Here is a 22,676-nt window from a genome sequence, read left to right as displayed (position 1 = left end):
CCCCTGCGAGTACCGTCTGATGAACAAACTGCATATCCACGAGTTGCACAAAAGCTACGGCAACCACCAGGTGCTCAAGGGCGTTTCGTTGCAGGCCGATGCTGGCGACGTGATCAGCATCATCGGCTCCAGCGGCTCGGGCAAGAGCACCTTCCTGCGCTGCATCAATCTGCTCGAACAACCCAGCGCCGGACAGATCCTGGTCAACGGCGAACAGCTCAAGCTGCGCGAGTGTCCCCGCGGCGGGCTGCGGGCGGCGGACCCACGCCAGTTGCAGCGCCTGCGGGCGCTGCTGAGCATGGTCTTCCAGCACTTCAACCTGTGGGCGCACATGAGCGCCCTGGACAACGTCATGGAAGCCCCGGTGCACGTGCTCGGCATGAACCGCAAGGAGGCCCGCGAGAAAGCCGAGCACTACCTGGCCAAGGTCGGCGTCAGCCATCGCCGCGACGCCTACCCGGCGCACATGTCCGGAGGCGAGCAGCAGCGCGTGGCGATTGCCCGGGCCCTGGCCATGGAGCCCGAGGTGATGCTGTTCGACGAGCCGACTTCGGCGCTCGACCCGGAACTGGTCGGCGATGTGCTCAAGGTCATGCAGGACCTGGCCCAGGAGGGCCGGACCATGGTCGTGGTCACTCACGAGATGAGCTTTGCCCGCGAGGTGTCCAACCAGCTGCTGTTCCTCCACCAGGGCCTGGCCGAGGAACGCGGCGACCCACGCGAGGTGCTGGCGCGGCCGCAGTCCGAGCGCCTGCGCCAGTTCCTCGCCGGCAGCTTGAAGTAACCCCAAGGCGCTCCGCGGAGCGCCTTCGGATACACTAGGGTGTTTCACAAATAACGACCATAACTCGCGGCGCTTTTTGCACTCATGCGGCGTTGTCGCTCCTCGCCTGAGCGCAAAAATCGCTCGCGAGTTATTGGTCGTATTTGCAAAACACCACACTAGCGGCAATTCACAGGGAGCTTCGCGCCGGATGTCGAGCCATACCAAGAACACCACCGTCTACGCCGCGCCGGTCATGCGCAAGCTGTCGGAGAGCCTGGCCGAACTGCCACCGTCGCTGCGCAAGGTCGCCGAGTACATCCTGCGCCACCCGCTGAAGGCCGCGACGCTGACCATCGAGGACATGGCCCAGGCCACCGCGACCTCGCCGGCGGCGGTCAATCGCCTGGCCAAGGCCCTGGACCTGGGCGGTTACAGCGGCATGAAGGCCGAGCTGGTGAGCACCCTGCAACAGATGGTTTCGCCGGTGGACAAGCTGCGTAACGAACTTGCCCTGCGCCCAGCCGGCGACTTTGGCCTGCACGAACAGATCCAGTGCGCCAGCAGCAACCTGGCGACCACCGCCAGCAACAACCAGGCCGACACCTTCGAGGCGTTCGTCGGCTGCCTGCTCGAAGCGCGCAAGGTCTATGTGCTGGGCTTCGGCAACAGCGTCTACCTGGCCGGGCTGGCCGCCTCGACCCTGGTGCCGTTCTGCAGGGACACCTGTGCCATCAGCATGGAAGGTGGCAACGAGAATGCCGCCTACCGCCTGGCGGCGATCACCGAGCAGGACGTGCTGCTGGCCATCGCCCTGCCCCGCTATTCGCAGGACACCCTGCAGCTGTCGCGGTTCGCCCAGGAACGCAACGCCACGGTACTGGCGATCACCGACTCACCCGCCTCGCCGCTGGCGCCCATGGCCCACCATGTGTTGTACGCACCCGCCGATCATCCGGTGCTGACCAGCTCCAACATGGCGGTGCTCGCATTGATCGAAGGGCTGGTGGCCGGGGTCATGGCACGCAACAAGGAGGCGGTGAAACTGGCCACGGAGCTGACCGAAAGCGTGATGTCCTACCTGCACGTGCCAAGCGGCAAGACGCTGAAACCGTAGTCGCCTAGAAGTCCACCTTGCCGCGCCCTGCCTTGATCGAACCGCGCCTGGATTTCGTGTCGAGACGCCGGGTCTTCGAACCCAGGGTCGGCTTGGTCGGCCGGCGCTTCTTCTCGACCTTGGCGGCGCCGATGATCAGCTCGGCCAGGCGCGCCAGGGCGTCCGCGCGGTTCTGTTCCTGGGTGCGGTACTGCTGGGCCTTGATGATCAGCACGCCGTCGGCGGTGATGCGGCTGTCACGTAATGCCAGCAGCCGCTCCTTGTAGAATGCCGGCAGTGACGATGCCTGGATGTCGAAGCGCAAGTGCACGGCGCTGGAGACCTTGTTGACGTTCTGGCCACCGGCGCCCTGCGCGCGAATGTAGCTCAGCTCGATCTCGGCATCCGGCAGATGAACGTTGTTGGAGATGGTCAGCATGGTGTGCCTCTTGTGATTGCCCGGCCATTATCACATCTCCTTGCCTTTACTGCCGCGCCATGTGCCGCCGGTACTGCCTGGCACGGGCGGCGTCACTCAATTGCTGGCGCAGCAGCGCCCACCAGGGCGCCACCTGGGGATCGGGCGCCTTGGCTTCGCTCAGCCTGCGCAGCTGGAACTTGACCATGGCCATGTTGCCCAGCGAGGCCAGCGCCTTGTTCTTCCAGGTGATCGGGCGCAGTTCCGGCACCGCCTCCTCCCCCGCCTGCCAGTCACGGGGCAAGGCCGGCGCAATGGCCAGCGCGGTCCCGATACCGACCATGTCGACGCCGCTGTGCACCACCTGCTCGGCGACTGGTCGGCGGCGGATGCCGCCAGTGACCATTACCGGCATCTTCGCCACCGTGCGGATGTCCCGGGCAAATTCAAGGAAGTACGCCTCCCGCGCCAGCGTGCGGCCATCCCGGGCCTGGCCCTGCATCGCCGGGGCTTCGTAGCTGCCACCGGACAGCTCCACCAGGTCGACCGCCAGCTCATTGAGCAGGACCACCACCTGCCGCGCATCGTCTGCGCTGAAGCCGCCACGCTGGAAGTCCGCCGAGTTGAGCTTGACGGCCACCGCGAAGCCGGGTGACACCACTGCACGCACCGCCTTGACCACCTCCAGCAGCAGTCGCGCACGATTTTCCAAAGTGCCGCCCCACTGGTCGGTGCGCTGGTTGCTCAGGGGCGAAAGGAACTGGCTGATCAGGTAGCCATGGGCCGCGTGGATTTCCACCCCACTGAAGCCAGCCTGCTCCCCCAGCCGCGCGGTGTTGGCGAAGCGGCGGATCACATCCTCGATCACTTCGTGGGTCATCGCCCGCGGCGTGGAAAAATGCCTGGACATACTGCCCAGGTCCAGCGCCACGGCCGACGGGCCCCAGGTTTCCTGGCCCAGACTCGCGGGCATCTGCCGGCCGGGGTGGTTGATCTGCAACCAGAACTGCGCGCCCTTCGAGCGGCCGATGGCGGCCCACTGGCGAAAACGCTCCAGGTGCCGGTCATCTTCCAGCACCACACCACCGGGGCCGGTCATGGCGCGGTTGTCGACCATCACGTTGCCGCTGATGAGCAGGCCGGCGCCACCCTGCGCCCATGCCTCGTACAAGCGCATCAGTCGGTCGGAGGGCGCATGGTTGGCGTCGGCCATGTTTTCTTCCATGGCAGCCTTGGCGATGCGGTTGGGGATGACCGCGCCATTGGGCAGGGTCAGGGGGGAGAACACGTCCATCGGCGTTACCTCAACAAAGTTCGTGCCGCAGACGTTAGCTTTAAAGTCAACTTTAAGGTCAAGCCCTGAACCGGCCAAAAAATCGGCATTGACTCTCAAGTTGGGTTGAACGTTAGGGTGATTACGCAGCCCCGACATCATCCACCCTGGAGATACCGCACCGTGAACCTCGGAACCGCCACCGCCCTGGCCGGCGCCCTGCTGATGCCCGTCACCCACGCCGCCAACGGCCTTCCTGAGCATGCCGGCACCACGCAGATTGACATCGCCGGGCACCCGGTGCCGGTGCTCAAGGGCGGGCTGTACGACCGCTACCGCTCCAACCCGCCGCTGGCGGTGATCCAGGCCGAGGCGCCGGACATTGACCTGAGCTGGTTCAAGAGCCTGGAGAAAACCCGGGTCGACATGGGGTTCGAGTCGTACTCGCCAAACTTCTACTACCGCAACAGCCGTGTCACCGCCGTCTACACCGCCGATCTCGAACGCCTGCGGGCGCTGATGCCCGCCGCCGTGCTGGAGCAGGTGCAGCCCCTGCAGGTCTGGCCTGAGCGCGGCCTGGTGGCGTTCACTGCCTACACCTACGACTACTGCGACAACGACAGCTACAACGAGGTTGCCGTGTCGATCATTACCAACAAACCCGGCAAGGCGAACCTCGGGCCCTTCTCTCTGGTCGGGCAGTCGATGGCCAAGGATTTCTGGGGCTATGTGCTCAAGTTGCCGGTCAACACCGAGCTGGCACGGGTGCGCGGCGTGGTGGGCTACAACCTGCCCAAGTGGCTGACCGGGATCGACCGGCGCGAGGACGCCCAGGCTGTGACCTACGATATCGTCGATGCGAGGTCCGGCAAGGTGGACGTAGTGTTCAGGGCCAGGAAGCTCGACGGGCTGTCCCACGAGCCAGGCCTTGTGACCAACAGCTTCACCAACCTCGATCACCAGGGCCGCCTGGCCTTTGGCTACGCCACCTCGCGGCAGGTCAGCCATGCCTCGAGCATGCAGGCTGATTCAGCGGAACTGGTACTGGGTGATGGCGAGCTGTCGCGCTATATCCATGAGCTGCAGCTGGGACGGATGGTCAAGTATGAGTATGTGCCCGAGTTCCAGAGCGCGCTGTATGCGCCCAAACCATTGGCGGCGCTTGATTGAAACGACGCAGGCACCCTGTGGCAGCGGCGCTGCTACAGGTCCGCTCCCCGCCGCGCCTTTTCCTGGACCATTTCCTCACGCAGCCGCTCCAGCACCCGCTGCGAGTTGTCCACGCACTGCATGCCTTCGGGCTTGCTCTCGATGCCCTCGATCACCAGCAGCAGCTGCGCCTTGTTGCGTGCCAGACGCTCCTGCAGGCGCTCGATCTCCTCGACCTTGCGCCTGAGCCCGCCCAGCAGTTCATCGTGCTGCCAGCCCTTGGCCTTGGCCGGCAGCAAGCGGCGGATCTCCTCCAGCGAAAACCCGGCAGCCTGGGCGTTGGTGATCATCTCCAGCACCCATACGGCATCGGCATCGTAGTCGCGGTAGCCATTGGCCTTGCGCTCGACCGAGCTGATCAGCCCACTGGCCTCGTAGAAGCGGATACGCGACGGGGCCAGGCCCGTGAGCTTGGCCAGCTCTCCTATTCTCATGCAGCACCTGTGCAATTGCATTGACCTTGAAGTGCACTTTAATCCTAGAGTTGTCCGGTGGCCAGTGAACCCTCAATGGCCCGCCTTCGCCGCAAAGCTCGTTCCACACCCTAGAATCAGGAGACGCGAAATGGCATACGTCACAACCCCGGAAGGACTCGAGATCTTCTACAAGGACTGGGGCCCCCGGGACGCCCAGGTGATATTCTTCCATCACGGCTGGCCGCTCAGCGCCGACGACTGGGACGCGCAACTGCTGTTCTTCGTCGCCGAAGGCTACCGCGTGGTCGCCCATGACCGCCGTGGCCATGGCCGTTCGAGCCAGGTCTGGGACGGCCACGACATGGACCACTACGCCGACGACGTGGCGGCGGTGGTCAAGCACCTGGGGGTCGAGGGGGCGTTCCATGTCGGGCACTCCACTGGCGGTGGCGAGGTGATCCACTACATGGCTCGCCATCCCGAGGACAAGGTGCCAAAGGCCGCCATCATCGCCGCCGTGCCGCCGTTGATGGTCCAGACCGACAGCAACCCCGGCGGGCTGCCCAAATCGGTGTTCGACGACCTCCAGGCCCAGCTCAAGGCCAACCGCGCGCAGTTCTACCAAGATATCCCGGCGGGGCCGTTCTACGGCTACAACCGTCCCGGTGCCAAGGCGGACCAGGGGGTGATCCTCAACTGGTGGCGCCAGGGCATGATGGGCGGCGCCCAGGCGCACTACGACGGCATCGTCGCGTTCTCCCAGACCGACTTCACCGAGTCGCTGAAAAAGGTAACGGTGCCGGTGCTGGTGATGCATGGCGACGATGACCAGATCGTGCCCTACGACAATTCGGGGCCGCTGTCGGCCAAATTGCTGGCCAAAGGCACCCTGAAGACCTACAAGGGCTACCCCCATGGCATGCCCACCACCCACGCTGACGTGATCAACCAAGACCTGCTCGCCTTCTTCCGTAGCTGACAGGCCGGGCCGGCGCTCAGCCCTGGCGCCGGCCCTTGCCGCGCGCGGTCTTCTGCGCCGTCGAGTCATGCCGGGTGCCGGTGGAGCCGTCTGGCCGATGGGCGTCGTTGTCGCGCTCGGCTTTGCCCGCAGATTCGCGCGGGCGACGATCCTCCTGCTGTTTCATGCGTTTCTCCTAACCTTTGCTGTGTTCGGGTGAAGTCGGTCCGGTGCCACGCTTGATGCCTCGCGGACCGGCGACACCCCAGATGGCCAGCCCGACCACGGGGAACACCACCAGCAGCAGCGACCACAAGACCTTCACGCCATCGGACCTGTCGCTGCGAAACACGCTGATGATCGCCCACAGGTCGACCAGCAGGAGGATCGCCACCAAGGCAATCCAGAAATACGTCACGGGGTCACTCATGATCGATCCTCTTCCTGACGCCGATCCGGAGATGGACACGGCGGCCTTGACAGAGGAATTCCCGGGCGCCGACAAAGTTCAGCGCGGATCCCGCGCCGTAGATGGACGGGCGCCGCGCAGTGGCGCTGAACCAAACCGCAGGCGTAGGCGTCCATCACTCAACAGCTCAGTGAGTCATGCCGATGCGACAAGACCCGGTGCACGCCGCCCTCGCCTATCTCAAGCAGAATCACCTTCTACTGACCACCGCCGAATCCTGCACCGCAGGCGCCATGGTGGCGTTACTGGCCGGGGTGCCCGGCACCGGGGAGGTACTGGAGAGCGGCTACGTGGTCTACTCTGCGCACGCCAAGCAGCGGCTGCTCGGGGTCGACCCGCAGACCATCGAACGATTCGGCTTGACCAGCGAGGCGGTGGCCTGGGAAATGGCCCGCGGCGCACTGCGCGACAGCCAGGCCAGTGTCGCCATCGCCACCACCGGGGTTGCCGGCCCCTCCCCCGAATCCGGTGTATCCCCAGGCACCCTGTGTTTTGCCTGGGCCTTTGCCGGCGAACCGATGGCCGTGTTCACCTGCACCCAACGCTTCTTTGGCGAGCGCCCCGACGTGATGCGCCAAGGCGCGCTGCATGGCCTGGCGCGACTGGCGCATTACCACCAACGCTGGCTGCGCGGCGAGCGCGCTTGAGGACCTTCTGCAATGACCTCGCCCGGCACACGAGTCAGGCTGCGGAATGCCCGGCTCCGAGCAGTTTCTTGTGCGCCTGCATGGCCTGCCCCATGTCATCCAGCGCCTGTTTGCCGAGCAGTTTTCTTGCGGTCGGGAACAGCTCGCTCTCTTCTTCCTCGATATGGTGCTCGAGCAACTCCTTCATCACCTTGACCCGTCCGGCGAACTCGACCGTGTCGGTTGCTGTGCCGAGCAGGTCGGGCAGGACCAACGCGTCCACCGTGCGGTGTTCCTCCTTGGCCTCGTGGTACATTTTCTCCTCCTCCCGGCCACCGGCCTGCTTGATGGCCGGGTAGAGGATGCGCTCCTCGAGCTCGGTATGGACCTTCAACTCCTGCTCGATGCGCGCAAGCAGCTCACCACGCGTCTTCACCGCGCGCTCGGTGGTGGCCGACAGCTCGTCGAGCAGCTTTTTCACGGTCTTGTGGTCTTGTACCAGCAATTCGATTGCATTCATGGCGGGCCTCGTCGGTTATGAATTCAGCATTGCCTCCAGTGGAGCCACGCTTTGACGCGGTGTTCGACGGCGACGATGAACGGTTACGAAGCGGCAAAGTGACTGCAACGAACAATGAACCTGCCACGCCTTGCCAGGCTCTGAGCTGTTAACCCCCTCGGCCAAGGTGAGCCATGGAGCTGATCGTCGCGCGCCCCGAAGGGCTTTATTGCCCACCCGGTGATTTCTACATCGACCCCTGGCGGCCGGTCGACCGGGCGGTGATCACCCACGCCCACGGCGACCATGCCCGGCGCGGCAATCGCCACTACCTCGCCGCGACGCCCGGCGCCGGGATACTGCGCGCCCGCCTGGGCGAGGACATCGACCTGCAGACCCTGCCCTACGGCACGCCGCTGGAGCACCACGGCGTAACCCTGAGCTTTCACCCCGCCGGCCATGTGCTCGGCTCGGCCCAGGTACGCCTGGCATACCGCGGCGAGGTGTGGGTCGCCTCCGGCGACTACAAGGTCGGGCCGGACGGCACCTGCGAAGCCTTCGAACCGGTGCGCTGCCACACCTTCATCAGCGAATCGACCTTCGGCCTGCCGATCTACCGTTGGCAAGACCAGGCCTGCATTTTCGCCGACATCGACGCCTGGTGGCGCGCCAATGCCGCCGCCGGGCGTCCAAGCGTGCTGTTCGCCTATGCCTTCGGCAAGGCCCAGCGGATTCTCCATGGCATAGATGCCAGCATCGGCCCGGTGCTGGTGCACGGCGCGGTGGAGCCGCTGAACCAGGTCTACCGTGCCGCCGGTGTGCGCCTGCCGGAAACCCTGCCCGCCACGGCGACCAGCAAGGGCGACCCATTGCTGCGCCAGGCGCTGGTCCTCGCCCCGCCCTCGGCGGGGGGCAGCACCTGGATGCGCCGCTTCGGCGACTACAGTGACGCCTTCGCCAGCGGCTGGATGCTGCTGCGTGGGGCGCGGCGTCGGCGCGGCGTCGATCGCGGCTTCGTGCTCTCCGACCACGCCGACTGGCCCGGCCTGCTCTGGGCCATCGAGCAGAGCGGCGCCGAGCGGGTGATGGTCACTCACGGCCAGGTCAATGTGCTGGTTCGCTACCTGACCGAACGCGGCCTTGATGCCCGAGCCTTCCAGACCGAGTACGGCGAGGAAGACGATAGCCTGGAGCCGACCAACTGATGAGAGCCTTCGCCGAACTCTACGCCCGGCTCGATGCCACCACCTCGAGCAATGCCAAGCTTGCCGCGCTGCAGGACTACCTGGCCGACGCACCACCAGCCGATGCCGCCTGGGCGGTGTACTTCCTCGCTGGCGGGCGCCCCCGCCAAGTAGTGCCGACCCGTGTGCTGCGCGACCTGGCGATCCGCCTGTGCGGCCTGCCCGAGTGGTTGTTCGAGGAGAGCTACCAGGCCGTCGGCGATTTCGCCGAAACCCTTTCGCTGTTGCTGCCAGAGTCGACCCAGGTCGCGGATGAAAGTTTGCAGTGGTGGCTGGAGCAACTGCTGCCGTTGCGCGGCCTGCCCCCCGAGGAACTGGCGCCGCGTTTGCAGGCGCTGTGGACGCGGCTCGACCGGCAAAGCCTGATGGTCAGCCTCAAGCTGCTCACCGGTGGTTTTCGCGTCGGCGTCTCGAAGCTGCTGGTGACCCGCGCCCTGGCCGCGTTGGCCGGGGTCGACGCCAAGCGCGTGGCGCAGCGCATGGTCGGCTACACCGACCTTGCGCACCAGCCGACGCCCCAGCGCTACCTGGCGTTGATCGCCCAGGAGTCGGCCGAGGAACATGCCCAGCGCGGCGGCCAGCCCTACCCGTTCTTCCTGGCGCACCCGCTGCAGGAGCCGCTCGAGCGCTTCGACGCGGTGCTCGGCCCGCCCCAGCAGTGGCTGGTGGAATGGAAGTGGGACGGTATCCGCGCCCAGCTGGTGAAACGCGATGGGCGTGCCTGGCTGTGGTCGCGGGGGGAGGAGCTGATCACCGAGCGCTTTCCCGAGCTTGCGCAACTCGCCGCCGCGCTGCCCGACGGCACCGTGCTCGATGGCGAGCTGGTGATCTGGAAGGCGCCACCCGACAGCGACGAACAGGCATTTGGCGTCCAGCCGTTCGCCCTGCTGCAGCAACGCATCGGCCGCAAGACCTTGGGCAAGAAGCTGCTGGACGAGTTGCCGGCGGCGCTGCTGGCCTACGACCTGCTGGAGTGGCAAGGCGAAGACTGGCGCAGCCGCAGCCAGGACCAGCGTCGGGCACAGCTCGAGGCGCTGGTCGGTAGCATAGGCGATGCTCGCCTGCGCCTGTCGCCGCGCGTGACCGGCGACGACTGGCAGGCGCTCGCCCGCCAGCGCGAGGCCTCGCGCCAGCTGGGTGTCGAGGGCATGATGCTCAAGCGCCGTGACTCGCTGTACGGCGTGGGCCGTACCCGTGACCTGGGCCTGTGGTGGAAATGGAAGATCGACCCGTTCAGCATCGATGCGGTGCTGATCTATGCCCAGCGCGGCCATGGCCGGCGCGCCAGCCTGTACAGCGACTACACCTTCGCGGTATGGGACGATAGTGCCCCCGGCGAGCGGGTGCTGGTGCCCTTCGCCAAGGCCTACTCCGGCCTCACCGACGAAGAGATGCGCAAGGTCGACGCCATCGTGCGCAGGACCACGGTGGACAAGTTCGGCCCGGTACGCAGCGTCACGCCGACCCTGGTGTTCGAACTGGGCTTCGAAGGCATCGCCCTGTCCAAGCGCCACAAGAGCGGCATCGCGGTGCGTTTCCCACGCATGCTGCGCTGGCGCACCGACAAGACCATCGAGCAGGCCGACACGCTGGCCACCTTGCAGGGGCTGCTTTGATGGTCAAGCGCCGCCAGCCCTCCAGCCGCTGGTTCGCCGAGCGCGGCTGGAAGCCGTTCAGCTTCCAGAAGGCCGTCTGGCAAGCCGTGGCCGACGGCGAATCGGGGCTGCTGCACGCCGCCACCGGCGCCGGCAAGACCTATGCCGTGTGGTTCGCCGCGCTGGATCGTTTTGCCGGGCAGTGTGCCTCCCTGCCCACGTCAGCAGGTCGCGGCAAGCCTGCAATGGCGCCGCTGACCGTGCTGTGGATCACCCCCATGCGTGCCCTGGCCACCGATACGGCCAGGGCGCTGCAGGCCCCCCTGGATGACCTGGGGATCGCCTGGAGCATCGGCCTGCGCACTGGTGACACCGGCAGCGCCGAACGCGCCCGCCAGGCACGGCGCCTGCCCAGCGCCCTGGTCACCACACCGGAAAGCCTGACCCTGCTGCTGACCCAGGCCAATGCGCGCGAGGCGTTCGCCGGCCTGCGCATGCTGGTGGTGGACGAATGGCACGAGTTGCTCGGCAACAAACGGGGCGTGCAGTTGCAACTGGCCCTCGCCCGCCTGCGCTCTTGGCAGCCGTCGCTTATGGTCTGGGCGCTTTCGGCCACGCTGGGCAACCTGGAACATGCCCGGCAAGTGCTGATGCCGGCGGGCCGCCTGGTGCAGGGGCATGACGCCAAGGACCTGCGCATCGACACCTTGCTGCCGGCCGCCATCGAACGCTTCCCCTGGGCCGGGCACCTGGGCCTGCGCATGCTCGGGCAAGTCGTCGAACAACTGGAGGGCAGCGCCACCACGCTGGTGTTCACCAACACCCGCTCGCAGGCGGAGACCTGGTACCAGGCACTGCTGCAGGCGCGGCCCGACTGGGCCGGGCTGCTGGCACTGCACCATGGCTCGCTGTCACGCGAGGTGCGCGACTGGGTGGAGCTGGCCTTGAAGAAAGGCCAGCTGAAGGCAGTGGTGTGCACTTCAAGCCTGGACCTTGGCGTGGACTTCCTGCCCGTGGAGCGTGTACTGCAGGTCGGTTCGGCCAAGGGGGTGGCGCGCCTGATGCAGCGCGCCGGGCGCTCCGGCCACGCCCCGGGCCGGCCCTCGCGTGCCACGCTGGTACCGACCCACAGCCTTGAGCTGCTGGAGGCGGCGGCGGCACGCAGGGCGGTGGCGCAAGGCAAGGTCGAGGCGCGCCAGGCCCCCGAGCGGCCACTGGATGTGCTGGTCCAGCACCTGGTGAGCATGGCCCTCGGCGATGGCTTTGATGCCCAGGACATGCTCGCCGAAGTGCGCAGCGCCTGGTCGTACCGCGACCTGAGCGAGACGCAATGGGCATGGGCTCTGGCGTTCATCCGCCACGGCGGTCTCTCGCTCACGGCCTACCCCGATTTCCGCCGCGCCGAGCCGGACGCCGAAGGCCGCTGGCGGGTGCCCGACGCACGCCTGGCACGCCGTCACCGCATGAGCATCGGCACCCTGGTCAGCGATGCCAGCCTGACCGTGAAGTTCTGGGCCCGCGGCGGCAGCGGATCGCTGGGCAGCGTCGAGGAAGGCTTCATCGCCCGCCTGCGCCCGGGCGACCACTTCCTGTTCGCTGGCCGCACGCTTGAGCTGGTGGAAGTGCGCGACATGACCGTCTACGTGCGCCGCGCCAGCGACCGCAAGGCCGCGATCCCGCGCTGGAACGGCGGGCGCATGCCGCTCTCGGGCGAACTGGCCGAAGCGATGCTGGCCGAGCTGGACGCGGCGGACCCAGGGATGTACCAAGGCCCGGAAATGCGCCTGCTGCGCCCGTTGCTGGAGGTGCAGAAAGCCTGGTCGGCGCTGCCCGACAAAAACGTCCTGCTGGCCGAGACCCTGAAGTCCCGCGAGGGCTGGCACCTGTTTCTCTATCCCTTCGCCGGGCGCTCGGTGCACTTGGGCCTGGCCAGCTTGCTGGCCTGGCGCCTGGCCCGGGATACGCCGCTGAGTTTCTCCATCGCGGTCAACGACTACGGCCTGGAACTGCTGTGCGCCAGCGCCATCGACTACGCCGGTGCCCTGACCCCGGCGCTGTTCGACAGCCAAGACCTGCTGCCCGAGGTACTGGCCAGCCTCAATGCCGGCGAGCTGGCGCGCCGGCGCTTTCGCGAGATCGCCCGGATCGCCGGGCTGGTGTTCACCGGCTACCCCGGTGCGCCGAAGAGCACGCGCCAGTTGCAGGCTTCCAGCGGGCTGTACTTCGATGTGTTCAGGCAGCACGATCCGGACAACCTGCTGCTGACCCAGGCCCGCCAGGAGGTGCTGAGCCAGGAACTGGATGTGCAACGCCTGCGCCAGACCCTGCAGCGCTTGCAGCCTCTGCCGCTGCAACTGCGGAGCATCAGGCGCGCCACACCGTTCGCCTTTCCGCTGATGGTCGAGCGCTTTCGCGAGAGCCTCAGCTCGGAAAAACTCGCCGACCGGATCCGGCGCATGGTCAGCGACCTGGAGCAGGCCGCAGGTGCCGGGGCCCAGGAGCCTGCGCCGCTGACCACGCTGATGGTCGAGGATGACACGCGTGAACCTGGCCGCGCGCGCAAGGCCAGGCGCAGCAAGGACGGCCGGCCACGCCCGGCCAGGCAGCGGTCCTGAGGCCATGGCCAGCCCCCCTCCTTCGCACATCAGCGTAAAGGTGGCCGGCACCGAACTCTGCCTGCTGGCGGAAAAAGCCCTATGGTGGCCAGAGCGGCGGACCCTGCTGATCGCCGACCTGCATCTGGGCAAGGCCGCCGGCTACCGGGCACTGGGCCAGCCGGTGCCCAGTGGCACCACCGCCTGCAACCTGCAGCGCCTGGATGCCCTGCTGCAGCGCTTTGCCTGCCAGCACCTGGTATTTCTCGGCGACTTCCTGCACAGCGCCAAAGGCAGGACCCCGCAAACCCTGGCGGCCCTTGCCGAGTGGCGCACCCGCCATGCGGCGCTGCCCATCACTTTGGTGCGTGGCAACCATGACCGGCATGCCGGTGATCCGCCGGCCGGGCTGGGCATCGAGGTGGTGGCCGAGCCGCTGGCGCTCGGCCCGTTCGCCCTGCACCACGAGCCCTGCACGCACCCGCAGCGGCATGTACTGGCGGGCCATGTGCATCCGGCGTACCGCCTGCGCGGCCGTGGCCGCCAACAGGTGCGCCTGCCTTGTTTCCTGGTCGGCGAGCACCTGACCTTGTTGCCGTCGTTCGGCAGCTTCACCGGCGCGATGACGCTGCAGCCGGGAACGGGTCAGCGGGTCTATGTCATCGGTGATGGAGGGATCTGGGAAGTGCCCGAACAATTGAAGTGATACGAACAATTAACCGCATGCAAATTTAAATATATTTACACATTCGATACAGCTGCTTACATCTGCTCATGGCCCATTAAAATTGTTTCACCAAAAACCTGCATAACCGTGCCAACAGTTAATTGAAATAACCCTCGCCCCGCCAGACAATAACTCGCCGCCCTGCTCTTCGCCGCTATCTGCCTGCGCGGTGCAGGGCCATGATTCCCATGCGACGCGCTTTCCGAGGTGATATCGGCTCACGCCATGTTTATCAAAAACCCAATAGCTCCGGACTTGAATTAGTCGCACGAGCAAACTTTTCACGTAACTTTCACACCCATTCCAAAGAATGAAGCACTGGCAAATTACTTGCCGAGGAAACCTATGAACACCCCCGCCATTCATACGCCCACCCTCCCGTGTCCAGCCCAGGAGCGTATTCTGCTGACCGGTGCCACAGGTTTTCTCGGTGGCGCCGTCGCCGCACAGATGATCGCCGAAGGGCATGCCGAGGCCCTGTGCTTCCTCGTTCGCGCCGACAACCCGGCGCAGGGCCTGCAACGCCTGCGCGACAACCTGCGCCAGCACGGTGTCGGCGACAGCCAGAGCCAGGCCCTGAGCGAAGCGCAGATCCTCTGCGGCGACTTCCTCGACACTGCCTGGCTGGCTCGCGAGACCCCGCGCCTGATGCAGGTCGACCGGGTGATCAACTGCGCCGCCGTGGCCTCGTTCTCGAAGAACCCCAATATCTGGCCGGTAAACGTCGAGGGCACCTACGCCTTTGCCCAGGTGCTGAGCCGCTCAAGTCGTCTCAAGCGTTTCCTCCACGTCGGCACCGCCATGTGCTGCGGCCCGCAGCGCGAGTCGCCGATCAGCGAATCGTGGGAGTTCCCCGAGGCCGCGCAGCAACTGGTGGACTACACCGCCTCGAAGGCAGAGATCGAACGGCGCATGCGTGAAGAGCTGCCCAGCCTGCCGCTGGTGGTGGCGCGGCCATCCATCGTGGTCGGCCACCGCAGCCTCGGCTGCCAGGCCTCGGGCAGCATCTTCTGGGTGTTCCGCATGGGCTTCGCCCTGGAAAGCTTCACCTGCGGCCTGGACGAGCAGATCGACGTGATCCCGGTGGACTACTGCGCCGAGGCGCTGATCGGCCTGGCGCTCAAGCCACTCCTGGGTCATGACCTCTACCATATCTCCGCCGGCCATCATTCGGCCTGCACTTTCGCCGAGATCGACCAGGCCTTCGCCTTGGCCAATGGCGCGGAGCCGGTGGGCGAGCGCTATCGCAAGGTCGAGGCGGACGACCTCAAATCGCTCGCCAGCCATTTCGAAACCCGCATCGGCCCGGCCAACCCACGGCTGGTGCTGCGCGCACTGCGCCTGTACAGCGGCTTCGCCGACCTCAACTACCTGTTCGACAACAGCCGCCTGCTGGAAGAAGGCATTGCCATGCCGCCACGCTTCACCGACTACCTGGACGTCTGCGTCAAGTCGTCCAGCGGTGTGAGCATCGCCACGCAGATGCAGTGGGATTTCAAGTAAGCGCCATTTGGCGTCTACAGGCAAGCTACCACAGAGGGTGATTTACTTAACATATTCATGAGGCGCATGATCACCACTTCTCCCGTGGAGGTCATGCTGCCGCCGTATGCCTACGGTGTTGGACGCGATGGACAACTTGGCAGCCTGAAGCAAAACCCTGGCAGTCCCAGGCAAGACACCTACCTGTCGTTAGGTGCTCAATACCTGCAACCGCCAGCGCTTGTGCAAGCCGTGCTGTCCAACAATTCCAACTGTCCAGGCTGCGCCATGATCAACATCGAAACGCCGACGTACTACACCGCCACCAAGAAGTACAACCTCAGCTTCCCCACCCTGGAAAGCGACATCGAAGCCGATGTCGTGGTGATCGGCGGCGGTTTCTCGGGCATCAACACCGCCCTGGAACTGGCCGAGCAAGGCATCACCAATGTCGTCGTGCTCGAGGCCCGCTACCTGGGCTTCGGCGGCACCGGGCGCAATGGCGGGCAGATCATGGCCGGCATCGGCCACGACCTGGAGAAGATCAAGAGCAGTGTGGGCGATCAAGGCCTGCGCGAGATCTTCGAGATCAGCGAGCTGGGCGCCGGCATCATCAAGGCGCGCATCGCCCGCTACCAGATCGACGCCGACTTCTGCCACGGCTACGGCTACATGGGCTTCAACGCCCGCCAGGAAAAGACCCTGCGCGCTTGGGAGAAAGACTTCAAAGCCATCAACGGCAAGGACGAGATCCGCTTCCTCGGCGGCTCGGAGGTCAGGCAGATCATCGGCTCCGACGCCTACAGCAGCGCCCTGCTGCACATGGGCGGAGGCCACGTGCATTCGCTGAACCTGCTGCTTGGCGAGGCCCAGGCCCTGGTCGGCCACGGTGCGCGGATCTTCGAGCACAGCCCGGCGCTGGAGGTGCACTACGGCGAGCGCATCACCGTGCGCACCGGGCGCGGCTCGGTCAAGGCCAGCAAGCTGCTGTGGGCCTGCGACAGCTTCCTCAACAAGCTCGAACCCGAACTGCATGCGCGCACCGTCAACACCTATGCCTTCCAGTTGATGACCGAGCCACTATCGGACGAGCTCATCCAGCGCATCAGCCCGATCCGCGGCGCCTACAGCGATATCCGCCCGGTGATCGACTACTACCGCGTCACCCGCGAGAACCGCCTGCTGTTCGGTGCCGCCACGCCGTTCGTGGAGCACATCCCCAAGGACCTCAAGGCCTGGAATCGCAACCTGATGCTGAAGATCTTCCCCTACCTCAAGGACGTGCGCATCGACCTGGCCTGGGGCGGACCGATGGCCACCAGCGCCAACCTGTTCCCGCAGATCGGCACCCTGAGCAACCGCCCCAACGCGTTCTACGTGCAGGGCTACTCGGGCTTTGGCGTCACCCCCAGTCACATCATCTGCAAGATCCTCGCCGAGGGCATGAGCGAAGGCTCGGCCCGCTACGACCTGATCAGTTCGGTCAAGCACGCGCGCATCCTCGGCAAGGACCATATCCGCCCTCTGCTGCTGACCGCAGGCAAGACCGTGCATCAGCTGTCGGGCTTCTTCAACGGCCGCCGTTGATTCCTTTTGAACAAGACCAGGAGAACCACCATGACCCTCACCGCCGTCCGCCAGGGTGTGCAGCTGTCCGAACTCGACGCCTGGGGCACCGTTGCCGACCTTGGCTCGACCATCCTCGAAGGCGAGGTCAAGTGCTACGGCAAGATGACCCACGGCGCCCCGACCGACCCGGTCAGCAGTGCCTATTTCGGCACCACCCAGGGCAAGTTCCGCATGGTCTATCCGTTCAACGAGCAGGCGGTGATCGTGACCGGCGAGATTCAGCTGACCGATGAATCCACCGGGCAGGTGACGCGCTACAAAGCGGGTGATGCCTGGTTCGTGACCAAGGGCACGCCGGTGCTGTGGGAGGTGCTGAGCGAGACCTTTGTGAAGCATTACCTTGCGCTAGCCTGATTACATCCTCGCGACCGCTTCGCCGGCAAGCTGGCTTCCACAGGGAACGCATAACCTGTGGGAGCCGGCTTGCCGGCGATGCTTTTAGCGCCCTGCCGTCAACGCCATGGCCCTGAAATCCTTCGGCGACTGTTCGAACTGCTTCTTGAACGCCCGGCTGAAATGCGCCGAGTCGGTGAAGCCCCACTTGTAGGCGATCGAGGTGATCGACTCGCGCTTGAGGAACGGGTTGGACAGATCATCGGCGCTGCGCTTGAGCCGCGAGCGCTGGATATACCGACACACGCTATCGCCCTCCTCTTCGAACAACCGGTACAGGTGGCGCACCGAAATGCTCAGGCGCTCCGCCAGGTTCGCCGGGGTCAACCCAGGCTGGCCCAGCGACTCGTCGATGACCTTCTGCACATAGCCGCGCAGGCTGACACCGCCGAGCCCGGCCAGCGAGCCGGGGTTGTCATCAGCGTGCTCGAAGCCCGGCTCCAGCAGGGCGATGAACGCGGCCTGCAGCGCCTCGCCCTGGGTTGCCCCGGCCTCGTCGCCTTCACGGCACAGCTGGTCCATCAGCAGGTGCAGCATGCGCCCGCAGGCGTTGGTCGAAGAGATCTTGCCGAAGGTCGCGCCCTGCTTCGCAAGATGCTTGCGCACCTGCTCGCGGGACAGTGACAGCGAAATATGCTCGATCAGGCCGAATGGAGTGATCTCGCACGGGCCCACCGAATCCATCAACAGCAGCTCGCCTGGCGAAAGCTGGATGCTCGCGCCGCCCTGGGTGATTTGCGAGTAGCCCATGCGCTGGCTGACCAGGAAGCAATGCTGGTCGTCGTCACGGTCGGGGTTGTCGCCCAGGCGGCGGATATTGCCAGCGTTGGTGCGCAGGTTGGCCAGGGCCAGACCGGCGCGGTTGAAGGTGGTGATCTCGCCGATGAACAGCGAGCGGTTGAAGGCAAGTTCGGTCTGGAACTGGCCGCAGACTTTCTGCATGGCCGTCGTCCAGCGCTCCAGGCCGTCCTGGGCCGGGCTTGCGCTGTGCACTGAAGCGGGCTGGGGCATGGCGACCTCCACAGCAACGGTTGTTGTTATGGAGCAATTGTTAACATGTTATCAATGAACGTACAACTGTCATCTCTTGCAGGAGCGGCTTCAGCCGCGATGCAGGTGTCGCGGTGCCTGGCACCCGCTTTGCGGGTGATCGCGGCTAAAGCCGCTCCTACAGGATTCAGAGGTCGCGCAGGGTGTACGCCAACCCGTCGAACGCCAGCCAGAGATGGTGGCGCTGTTCGGTTGTGAGGGGAATGTAACGGCGCAGCGCCGGCATCCGGTTGACCACCTCGCTGGCGCCCATGTGCTCCAGGGTCACCCGCCACTGGCCGTCATTGCAGTCGATGGCCAATCGCTTGAAGTCCAAGGGCATCAGGACGGTCTGCACCTCTACCAGGCGCGCCTCGAGCGCTTTGAACAATAGCGGATCACCGCCGCGCAGGCGACAGCCCAGCCCGCTGCGCCGCAGCATGCCGGTGTGGTGCAGTTCGGCGCGCAGCGTGCCCTGGCCACTGGCTGGCACGCGCAGGATGAATTCGCACATCACCAGGTGCATCAGCAGGTGGCTTTCGGTGCGCTCACGCACCTCGATACGCGGACCATCCTCGCGGTAGGTAAAGGATGCTGCGGATTGCAAATCCGCCAATCCGAGGTTGCGCCCCAGACGCGCCAGGGTCGCCCCAGGCCGATACCCTGCCGGAGCGCGTGGCCCGCTCAGGCGCTCAAGCCAGCTTGCCGACATGGCGCACCTGCTCGCTATGAGGTTGACCGGGCTCAGCGGCGAATTCCTTCTCCAGCACATCCTCGACCCTGGCAGGCCGGAACGGGTTGACCTTCTGCACGCACAACGTCCAGAACAGCGCGTAGACGGCGGTGGCGCCAAGCATCACGGCGAACGGCACATACACATCGGCCGGGTTCATGCCCGGCGGGGTGATGAACCACATGCCCAGCAGGATGCCGATGCTGGAGACGATCTGCGGCAGCGGGAACAGCGGCGAGCGATAGGCCCGCGGCAGGTCCGGGCGACGGATGCGCAGGATCACCACCGACAGGGTCACCAGCAGGTACGCGGTGCTCCAGGCGCATACCGCCGCCAACACCAGGTGCAGAATGTTGTCGGTGTTGCCCCCCAGGTACCAGGCATGCAGGCAGGGGATCAGCGCCACTACCAGGATGCACAGCAGCGGGGTCTTGAAGCGCGGGTGCAGGTAGGTGAACACCTTGGGCAATGCCCCATCCACCGCCATGCCGTAGAGAATCCGCGGCACCCCGGCCATCAGCGTGTTGATGGTGGCAGCGCCGGCGAAGAGGAAGCCGATGCCCAGCCACACCGGGCCGATATCGCCCATCACCTGCTCGGCGAAACGCGGGATGGCCATGGGGGTGTCCAGCAGGTGCACGCCGCTGGCGGCATCGAGCACCACGTTTTCCACCTGCCGCTTCATCGCCGCGCCATAGATGAACATGCAACTGGCCACGCCGAACAACCCCAGCGCCATGGCCTTGGGCATCACCCAGGCCGAACGGCGCAATTCCGGGGCCAAGGGGGTAACGAACTCGCAACCGACGAACATGAACATGGCCATGCCCACCAGCGACAGGATGGTCATCAGGTCGGTGCCGACCAGCGACACGCCGAACGGCCCTTCCAGCTCGACGGCGGGCGCGGCGATCAGGCCGAGCACGCCGAACACCATCAGCGTGGTCCACATGCCGAAGGTCAGCACCACCTCGGCGCGACCGAAGGCGCTCACGCCAAAGGCGTTGAGCACGCCGAACACCAGCACGAAACCCACCCCCAGCAGCCAGGAGCCGCCGGCCGACTCGGCCAGGGTGTTGAGATGTTCGAAGTTCACCAGGGCCATGACCCCGGAAAGGATGGTCTCGGCGGTGCCGGCGAATACATGCACGATCAGGTACGCCGACAGGGTGCCGGTGATGGCGAAGAAGCGGCCCAGGCCGCAGTTGATGTAGTCGTAGACGGAGCCGGTGGTGGGCAGGATCGCCGCCGCCTCGGCGAAGGTGGTCGATTGCGCCAGCATCATCACTGCGGCGATCAGCATGGCCACGGCGAAGGCGCTGCCGCCGATGCCGAACCCCATGGTCGCGGTGAGGATCACCGGGCTGGCCATGATCAGGCCGACGGTGCTGGCCAGCGCGGTGGGGAAGCCGACGCTGCCGCGGTTCAGGTGCTCGGTGAGCTTATTATTGGTTGTCATGGGTGGGCCCTGGGTGGACGAGAGAAAGATGACCGCTTACCCGGCGCGCCGCAAGTGCTGGCGTGCGCCGGGTCTGCCCCGTCACTTTGCGGCCTCCACCCAGGCAGGTCTTGCCACTGCCTGCCGCTAACCTTGATCCGTGTTGCCAGGTGCCAGGCGATAGCCTTGCAGCGCTCGATTTCGAGGCACTGCAACACTGGCGTCGAACACCTCGACGCAGTTACCCCTGCACGCAGCGATCCATCAGCTCATGCGGCAGGACCCTGGAATAGGCGCCTTGGTGATAGAGCAGCGGCGGCCCCCCGAGGTCGTCGAAGGCTAGCACCCGGCCAATGAGAATCCAGTGGTCACCGCCATCGATCTGCTGGAACTTTTCGCAGCGAAAACGCGCCGAGCAACCTGGCAACAATGGCGCGCCGCCCTCGCCGGTCTCGTGCTCTATTCCGGCAAAGCGGTCTTCGCTGGGGCGGGCGAAGGTGTTGGACAGGTCGACCTGGTCGGCTGCCAGCACATTCACGGCAAAGTGCCCGGCAGCCTCGAACACCGCATGGCTGCTGGAGCGCTTGTCGATGCTCCAGAGCACCAGCGGTGGTTCGAGGGAAACCGAATTGAAGCTGTTGGCGGTGACCCCGACCTTGCGCCCCGAGGGGTCGCTGGCGGTGATCACGGTTACGCCGGTGGCGAAGTTGCCCAGGGCGCGGCGAAAGGCGCGGCTATCGAAGGGAATGGACATGCAAGGCTCCATCATGGTTGTTGGGCTGGGTCGCACCCACAGTGCTCCAGCGATGTTCATCGGTTGAAGCTCAGGTCATCGCCGGATCCGGCTCCAGCCCCATCAGCTCGCGGCCAAGGATCTGCGCGCAGACGTCATAGTCGGTGTAGGCATGCGCCCCGGTCATGTGCGCATCGCGGAACAGCCGCTGCAGCTCGTTACCCTCAAACCAGGCGCCACCACCGGCCGCCTCCATCAGCCGATCCACGGCCTGGATGCACAGCTTGACCGCGTAGCCCTGGTTGGTGCGCCAGTAGGCCAGCTCCGTGCGCGTCGGGTACTGACGGCGGGTGCTGTACTCGGCGATCTGCTCCCAGCTTTTTTCCAGCAGCGCCCGCGCCGCGGCCACCTGGTGGGTGGACTCGGCCAGGCGCATCAGCGCCGGGGTGGCCGCGCCGACGGCGGCGCCGGTATAGGCGCGTACGCGGTTGCGGGTCTTGTCCCTGAAGACCTCGAGCATGCGCTCGGCGATGCCCAGGCTGACCGTGGAGAAGCCGCTGGCGAAGTACGGTCGGTACGGGTTGAAGTAGATCGCACTGTCCGGGTACAGCCCGAAGCCCGCCGACTGGCCCTCCATCATGTCCCGGGCCTTCTGGATGCGGTGTTCGGGCACGAAGGCGCGCTCGACGATCAGCGTGCGGCTACCACTGGCGCGCATGCCGGCGGCAAACCAGTCGTCGCGGATCTGGTAGTCGCTGCGCGGCAGCACGGCGAAGCAGTAGTCCTGGCCGCCTTCAGGGTTGCTCCGGCGAAAGCCCATGATCGCCCACTCGGCGTGGTCGCAGCCGCTGCTCCAGCCCATCTCGCCACTGAACAGCACGCCGCCCTCGACTTCCTCGGTACGCCCGAACGGGGCGATGCTGCTACTGGCGGTGGCGTCCGGATCGTGGCCCCAGATCTCGTCCTGCAGGCGTGCCGGGAACATCGCCAGCTGGTGGCTGTGGGTGCACAGCAGGCTCATCGCCCAGGCGGTGCTGGCACAGGCGCCGGCCAGCGCGGCGATGCATTCGGCGAACTGCGGCAGGCTGATTTCCAGGCCGCCGTAATGTCTGGGCAGGAATGCCTTGTGCAGGCCGATGGCCTTGAGCGCGGCGATGTTTTCGGCGGGCACGCTGCGCTCGCGCTCGGCCTGGTCGGCGCGGGCGGCGATGTCCGGCAACAGGGGCTTGAGGTCTTCGAGCAGGGAGTTTGGCTTTTTCATGGTCTGGCTCATTGTTATTGGACCCTGGCGAACGGTGCCTGGAAGCGGGCGTTCGCTGATGAATGCCGGGTCAGTATGGGAGCGGTGGACG

The 22,676-nt window shown here is 65.7% G+C and carries 22 protein-coding genes and 1 pseudogene; 12 read left to right on the top strand and 11 right to left on the bottom strand.

The genetic code is table 11. From position 1 onward, the window contains the following. Positions 1-19: 19 nt before the first annotated feature. A complete protein-coding gene (locus BMY03_RS20860; protein ID WP_094012166.1) occupies positions 20-784 on the top strand; it encodes an ABC transporter ATP-binding protein in 765 nt (254 codons plus the stop codon). A 190-nt stretch (positions 785-974) separates the two neighbouring features. Then, positions 975-1,880, top strand: coding sequence for a MurR/RpiR family transcriptional regulator (locus tag BMY03_RS20855; RefSeq protein WP_094012165.1), 906 nt, complete (start codon positions 975-977; stop codon positions 1,878-1,880). 4 nt (positions 1,881-1,884) lie between these two features. Here the strand turns inward: BMY03_RS20855 and arfB are convergent, their stop codons facing one another. Together arfB and BMY03_RS20845 are read right to left on the bottom strand one after the other, a co-directional pair. Continuing rightward, on the bottom strand, positions 1,885-2,298 hold the full coding sequence (gene arfB, locus BMY03_RS20850) for an alternative ribosome rescue aminoacyl-tRNA hydrolase ArfB (protein ID WP_023631427.1): 414 nt from the start codon (positions 2,296-2,298) through the stop codon (positions 1,885-1,887). Positions 2,299-2,344: 46 nt separating this feature from the next. Further along, entirely contained in the window at positions 2,345-3,571 is a 1,227-nt protein-coding gene (locus tag BMY03_RS20845) for an NADH:flavin oxidoreductase/NADH oxidase family protein (protein WP_038706086.1), read from the bottom strand. 204 nt (positions 3,572-3,775) lie between these two features. Here BMY03_RS20845 and BMY03_RS20840 point away from each other — a divergent pair, with 204 nt between their 5' ends. Further along, positions 3,776-4,720, top strand: coding sequence for an acetoacetate decarboxylase (ADC) (locus BMY03_RS20840; RefSeq protein ID WP_094012211.1), 945 nt, complete (start codon positions 3,776-3,778; stop codon positions 4,718-4,720). Between the two features lie 32 nt (positions 4,721-4,752). Here the strand turns inward: BMY03_RS20840 and BMY03_RS20835 are convergent, their stop codons facing one another. Then, positions 4,753-5,193, bottom strand: coding sequence for a MerR family transcriptional regulator (locus BMY03_RS20835; RefSeq protein WP_094012164.1), 441 nt, complete (start codon positions 5,191-5,193; stop codon positions 4,753-4,755). Between the two features lie 130 nt (positions 5,194-5,323). Between BMY03_RS20835 and BMY03_RS20830 the strand changes: the two genes are divergently transcribed. Further along, positions 5,324-6,154, top strand: coding sequence for an alpha/beta fold hydrolase (locus BMY03_RS20830; RefSeq protein ID WP_094012163.1), 831 nt, complete (start codon positions 5,324-5,326; stop codon positions 6,152-6,154). Positions 6,155-6,170: 16 nt separating this feature from the next. Here the strand turns inward: BMY03_RS20830 and BMY03_RS26420 are convergent, their stop codons facing one another. Both BMY03_RS26420 and BMY03_RS20825 read right to left on the bottom strand, forming a co-directional pair. Beyond that, positions 6,171-6,320, bottom strand: a complete 150-nt coding sequence (locus BMY03_RS26420; protein WP_177182939.1) for a hypothetical protein — start codon at positions 6,318-6,320, stop codon at positions 6,171-6,173. A 9-nt stretch (positions 6,321-6,329) separates the two neighbouring features. Then, positions 6,330-6,563, bottom strand: a complete 234-nt coding sequence (locus tag BMY03_RS20825; RefSeq protein WP_094012162.1) for a PLD nuclease N-terminal domain-containing protein — start codon at positions 6,561-6,563, stop codon at positions 6,330-6,332. Between the two features lie 182 nt (positions 6,564-6,745). Here BMY03_RS20825 and BMY03_RS20820 point away from each other — a divergent pair, with 182 nt between their 5' ends. Next, positions 6,746-7,249: a CinA family protein gene (locus BMY03_RS20820; protein ID WP_094012210.1), complete on the top strand. Its 504-nt coding sequence runs from the start codon at positions 6,746-6,748 to the stop codon at positions 7,247-7,249. A 34-nt stretch (positions 7,250-7,283) separates the two neighbouring features. Here the strand turns inward: BMY03_RS20820 and BMY03_RS20815 are convergent, their stop codons facing one another. Beyond that, positions 7,284-7,748 carry a PA2171 family ribosome-binding persister protein gene (locus BMY03_RS20815; protein WP_094012161.1) on the bottom strand — a complete coding sequence of 155 codons (465 nt, stop codon included), beginning with the start codon at positions 7,746-7,748 and terminating at the stop codon, positions 7,284-7,286. 173 nt (positions 7,749-7,921) lie between these two features. On the opposite strand from BMY03_RS20815, the gene BMY03_RS20810 reads away from it, so the two are divergent. The 7 genes from BMY03_RS20810 (at position 7,922) to BMY03_RS20780 (ending at position 17,352) form a co-directional block, all read left to right on the top strand. Further along, positions 7,922-8,932: a ligase-associated DNA damage response exonuclease gene (locus BMY03_RS20810; RefSeq protein ID WP_094012160.1), complete on the top strand. Its 1,011-nt coding sequence runs from the start codon at positions 7,922-7,924 to the stop codon at positions 8,930-8,932. Continuing rightward, positions 8,932-10,587: an ATP-dependent DNA ligase gene (locus BMY03_RS20805; RefSeq protein WP_094012159.1), complete on the top strand. Its 1,656-nt coding sequence runs from the start codon at positions 8,932-8,934 to the stop codon at positions 10,585-10,587. The genes BMY03_RS20810 and BMY03_RS20805 overlap by 1 nt, the downstream gene beginning before the upstream one ends. Continuing rightward, positions 10,587-13,181 carry a ligase-associated DNA damage response DEXH box helicase gene (locus BMY03_RS20800; protein WP_094012158.1) on the top strand — a complete coding sequence of 865 codons (2,595 nt, stop codon included), beginning with the start codon at positions 10,587-10,589 and terminating at the stop codon, positions 13,179-13,181. Before BMY03_RS20805 ends, BMY03_RS20800 begins: the two co-directional genes overlap by 1 nt. A 4-nt stretch (positions 13,182-13,185) precedes the next feature. Beyond that, the gene (gene pdeM, locus BMY03_RS20795; RefSeq protein WP_094012157.1) at positions 13,186-13,866 is read left to right on the top strand and encodes a ligase-associated DNA damage response endonuclease PdeM; all 681 of its coding nucleotides are present in this window, start codon (positions 13,186-13,188) and stop codon (positions 13,864-13,866) included. Positions 13,867-14,232: 366 nt separating this feature from the next. Then, the gene (gene cprA, locus BMY03_RS20790) at positions 14,233-15,390 is read left to right on the top strand and encodes a cationic peptide resistance protein CprA (protein WP_094012156.1); all 1,158 of its coding nucleotides are present in this window, start codon (positions 14,233-14,235) and stop codon (positions 15,388-15,390) included. A 267-nt stretch (positions 15,391-15,657) separates the two neighbouring features. Next, on the top strand, positions 15,658-16,956 hold the full coding sequence (locus BMY03_RS20785) for an NAD(P)/FAD-dependent oxidoreductase (RefSeq protein WP_046855715.1): 1,299 nt from the start codon (positions 15,658-15,660) through the stop codon (positions 16,954-16,956). A gap of 30 nt (positions 16,957-16,986) precedes the next feature. Continuing rightward, on the top strand, positions 16,987-17,352 hold the full coding sequence (locus BMY03_RS20780) for a cupin domain-containing protein (protein WP_094012155.1): 366 nt from the start codon (positions 16,987-16,989) through the stop codon (positions 17,350-17,352). An 84-nt stretch (positions 17,353-17,436) separates the two neighbouring features. Here the strand turns inward: BMY03_RS20780 and feaR are convergent, their stop codons facing one another. The 5 genes and pseudogenes from feaR to BMY03_RS20755 form a co-directional block, all read right to left on the bottom strand. Continuing rightward, the gene (feaR, locus tag BMY03_RS20775; protein ID WP_023631206.1) at positions 17,437-18,402 is read right to left on the bottom strand and encodes a transcriptional regulator FeaR; all 966 of its coding nucleotides are present in this window, start codon (positions 18,400-18,402) and stop codon (positions 17,437-17,439) included. A 166-nt stretch (positions 18,403-18,568) separates the two neighbouring features. Continuing rightward, on the bottom strand, positions 18,569-19,132 hold the full coding sequence (locus tag BMY03_RS20770; protein ID WP_094012154.1) for a DUF3156 family protein: 564 nt from the start codon (positions 19,130-19,132) through the stop codon (positions 18,569-18,571). Further along, entirely contained in the window at positions 19,113-20,612 is a 1,500-nt protein-coding gene (locus tag BMY03_RS20765) for an APC family permease (RefSeq protein ID WP_023631204.1), read from the bottom strand. Before BMY03_RS20765 ends, BMY03_RS20770 begins: the two co-directional genes overlap by 20 nt. Before the next feature lie 223 nt (positions 20,613-20,835). After that, positions 20,836-21,345: pseudogene (locus BMY03_RS20760) on the bottom strand (flavin reductase family protein); the annotation flags it as partial. Between the two features lie 70 nt (positions 21,346-21,415). Beyond that, positions 21,416-22,585, bottom strand: coding sequence for a p-hydroxyphenylacetate 3-hydroxylase oxygenase component (locus BMY03_RS20755; protein ID WP_094012153.1), 1,170 nt, complete (start codon positions 22,583-22,585; stop codon positions 21,416-21,418). Positions 22,586-22,676 lie beyond the last annotated feature (91 nt).

Origin of the sequence: Pseudomonas soli (genome assembly GCF_900110655.1) — a bacterium.
GTDB lineage: Bacteria > Pseudomonadota > Gammaproteobacteria > Pseudomonadales > Pseudomonadaceae > Aquipseudomonas > Aquipseudomonas soli.
This window is presented reverse-complemented; position numbering and strand designations above follow the sequence as displayed.